This is a genomic window from Desulfovibrio sp. 1214_IL3152 (genome assembly GCF_036763055.1).
In the GTDB taxonomy this organism is placed as follows: Bacteria; Desulfobacterota; Desulfovibrionia; order Desulfovibrionales; family Desulfovibrionaceae; genus Desulfovibrio.
In genome coordinates this window covers 1-3,675 of record NZ_JBAIYW010000187.1, presented here as the reverse complement: position 1 = coordinate 3,675, position 3,675 = coordinate 1, and the positions used below count along the sequence as shown (strand labels likewise).

Here is a 3,675-nt window from a genome sequence, read left to right as displayed (position 1 = left end):
TATGAATCAAGAAGTATCGGCATAGCCCCATGCCGTCACGGGCATTGCAGCGCGGGATCGCCACTTAGCGTCCCGCTCGCAAAGCACGCGCCAGCTTCAAGACAGCGCCAGACCTGACACCACATGGTAGCTACAAAATGTGCGAAAAATTCTGGACACTACCGACCCCGCAGGACAGGCGAACTCTTGCCCTCCAAAGATGCCTTCGAAACTTCTTTTGCCCTGCACACGGGCCTTCAAAAAGACACCTCTCGCCCTCCACACGCACCTCCAAAACTCCTTCCGCCCCAACTTCCCTGCCGGTATCTCCCACTGTTGCTCCATGCCGTCGTACGAAAGAACGCGCTGGCACGTGTCTAGAGAAATTCACACTTGAAATGCTTGCTTACGGCAGGCAAAAGCCTGCCTACTCGCATTTCGTGGCAAGGATTTTCAGGAAAATCCTTGCAGAGCAGTTGACTCGTTTCATTCGTAAACTGCTCTAACAAACTGCATCGCGCCGTGCGCCTCATCTGCTGGGCAGCACAAAGGATGACCGTCCATAAATACCTGCTTCAGGTTCTTGCGTCCGCTGTTCCGCGCAAATGCAAAAATCCCGCAATTTCTGCGGGATTTTTTGTGAAACAATCGTTTTCAGGCCATGCGCAGGGTCAGAACCGCGGTGGGTCTTCCAGGGCCTGCGCCAGTTCGCGCAGGGCGGACAGCAAGCCAAGCAATCTGAAAACCGGTAGCACTTTAGAAGGTATATTCAAAGATGATCTGAGCCTTCCATACGTCCTGTTTGTCAAAACTGGTGTTTCGCGCCCCGGCCTTTTTCCACGTGTCGTTGTCCATAAAGTTGGCTATGTAGTCCAGCTCTATGTTCATTTCAAGGTTTTCGTATATTTTATAGCTGTTTATCAGATTAAATTCGAGCAGGCCGTCATTGGTTGTCAAGTAAGGTCCGTCAGATTTATTCCAGCCGCCGCTCCACGCATAGGCAGAATCCATATACTTGACCATATTGGTGCTATTGGTGCCACCCCAGTAAGCCACGCGCAAAGTGTGGGTGAGGTCGTCGATGAAGCCCAGATTGCGCATTTGCGCGCCTATACCCCAACTGCCGGAATAGCTCACGTTAAAGTCCTGACGGATCCAGCCCATATTGCCATCGCCCATGAAGGAAGTAAGGCTGCCGTTGGGAACGATGGAAGGCATACGGCCGGATCCATTCTTGGGATTGCCACTATCGCCAGTGCCGTACCAGCCGAAGATGCCCGGCGCTCCCCAATCCAGTTTGTATTCAACAAGGGCCTTGCCTACAAAACCTTGGCGTTCGGTGCAGGAGCGTTTGACTACGCCGTTTTTTTGCGCGTCAAAGCGTCCCATACTTTCAACGTATCCATAGTTGAGGTCCACTTCGATTTTCAGCGGATCCCACAGCGAAAGAGTAAGTGGAAGCCCGAACCAGACCGCGTTACCATACCCCTTGCTGGTGTTCCCAATGTTTTTTCCGCCAGTCATGTTGGGGTAAGGCCGCAGCGTGTAGTCCAGGTTGCCATCTGCCGTGCTCCATGAGTCTTTGTAGCCGTCAAGCGCATTGGCTCCAATCATGCCATACATGACCCAGGGGGTTGCGGATATGCCGCCAAACTGCATAGGAACCGTCAGAATGAACAGGTCCATATTGTCCAGATAGTTCTTGTGCGCTGGATTATCGCCACCATCGTAGTTGTCGTTAAGAGGGCGAGCCCAAAGGGCCGTGGCGCCCCAATTTTCATTGAACTTGTAGGAAGCGGCTACACCAGCCACGTCAGTTTTCATAACCGCCGAACCACCTGCCACCTTTGGGAGCTCAACGCCCTGAATGCCCATGCGAAATCCAATTTCGGTCTGAGGCACAACCCAATCGAGATAGGCGCGCTTGAGCTTTATCTGATCTGAGCCATCTGCGCCGAGGGCCGCGCCGTTTTTGCTTTTGCCCCATTGCATCGTGCCAATTTCAAAATACACTGTTCCAGACAAGGCTTCGGAGGCCACCGCATCCAGTTGTATGCGCAATCTCTGGGCGGCCTGAAAGATATCCTCCTTGCTTCCCTTGGTCTGGCTGGCGCTATCGCTCTTTCGGTACTGCTTTATGGGGGATATTTCGCTTACACCAAACCCCATACGCCACTGCCCCATAGCTTTAAAGTCAATTGCACTGGCTCCGGTAATCGTGCTGAACAGCAGTCCGGCAGCAAGAAAAAGAGTCGCGATGCGTTTCATTGTTTCTCCTTGGTTTTAAGTAGGGTAGGCATGGCATCGTAACAAGTGAAAACGGTAGGGGTAATACCTGGGAAGAGTTGAAAACACTCCCTGCCGTTAACAAGAGCTTGCGGTAGTTACTTACTTTTTTCCGCCGATGATGGGCACGATAAGTATGGCCGAAAGCAATGACGCTGCGGTCATGACGATAAAGAAGCCATTCCAGCTTGTGCTCTCTATGATCATCGCTAAAGGCAGGCCGGTGCAGGCCGCTCCCAGGTATCCGAAAAGCCCCACAAAACCCGTGGCCGTGCCCGCATATTCCTTGTGGCAAACTTCGGCAGCGGCCATGCCGGTGAGCATCTGGGGACCAAAAATGAAGAAGCCGATAAGGAAAAACACGGAGCCCAGAGCGAGCTTGGAGCTTAAGGGCAGAAGCCAGAGCGCGCCCACAGAGCACATGATGCCCAGCATAAAGATGATGTTCATAGGGATGCGGTTGCCCTTGAACAATTTGTCCGATCCCCATCCGGCGACGATGGTGCCGATGAAGCCGCCGATCTCGAGCATGGTGATGGCGCTGTTGGCCACAAGCAGGTCGACGCCGTGCTCCTTCACCAGATACATATTGGCCCAGTCATTGACGCCAATGCGCACGACATACACAAGCACGTAGGAAATGGCCAAAAGCCAGATGTATTTGTTGGTAAACACGTAGCGGCGTAGTACCTGCCATGTGGTGAGAGAGCTTTCGCTTTTTTTTACCTGCTCAAGTTCCAGCTCGTCCTTGCGCCATTCGCCTACACGAGGCAGCCCCATAGATTCCGGTTTGTCCCGCATGATGATGCAAAGAATGATGCCGGCCACAATGCCGATAATACCTGGAACAATCATGCCGTAACGCCAGCCATAGTGTATGGCCAGCCAGCCAGCCAGCAGGGGAATGATAGCGCCGCCCACGTTGTGCGAGGTGTTGCACACTGCCCACCAGAAGCCGCGCTCATTGCGCGAGTACCATGTGGTGAGAATTTTCGTACAGGGGGGCCAGCCCCAGCCTTGGAAAAAGGCATTAAGACCCCACAAAATGGCCAGAGCCAGCAGCGATGAGCTCATACCAAAGGCAATATTGATAATGCCTGTGATGATAAGGCCGACACCCATGAAATACCGTGGGTTGGCTTTGTCGCTCATGATGCCGCCAATAAACCGGGAAGAGCCGTAAACGATATAAAAAATGGTGCTCAGCATGCCCACATCTGAGAGTTGCCAGTCTAGGTCTTTGAGCATGGCTGGCATGATGGATTTGTAACTGTTGCGCGTAACATTGCTGTCCGGCTAAGGGGTAACAAAAAAGTCCAAAATCTCAGCAGTATGTGGTATAAGAAGTTACCACAACAACTTGCCACACAAGGAGATTTTGGACTTGAGCCATCATACTACACTCTTCTC

General features: G+C 52.5%; 1 protein-coding gene and 1 pseudogene. Both read right to left on the bottom strand.

Annotated features, from left to right (window positions below; translation table 11 throughout):
* Positions 1 to 735: 735 nt before the first annotated feature.
* A complete protein-coding gene (locus V6C07_RS03930; protein WP_333535057.1) occupies positions 736 to 2,247 on the bottom strand; it encodes an outer membrane homotrimeric porin in 1,512 nt (503 codons plus the stop codon).
* A gap of 120 nt (positions 2,248 to 2,367) precedes the next feature.
* Positions 2,368 to 3,537, bottom strand: a pseudogene (gene uhpC / locus V6C07_RS03925) (MFS transporter family glucose-6-phosphate receptor UhpC); the annotation flags it as partial.
* Between the last annotated feature and the right edge of the window lie 138 nt (positions 3,538 to 3,675).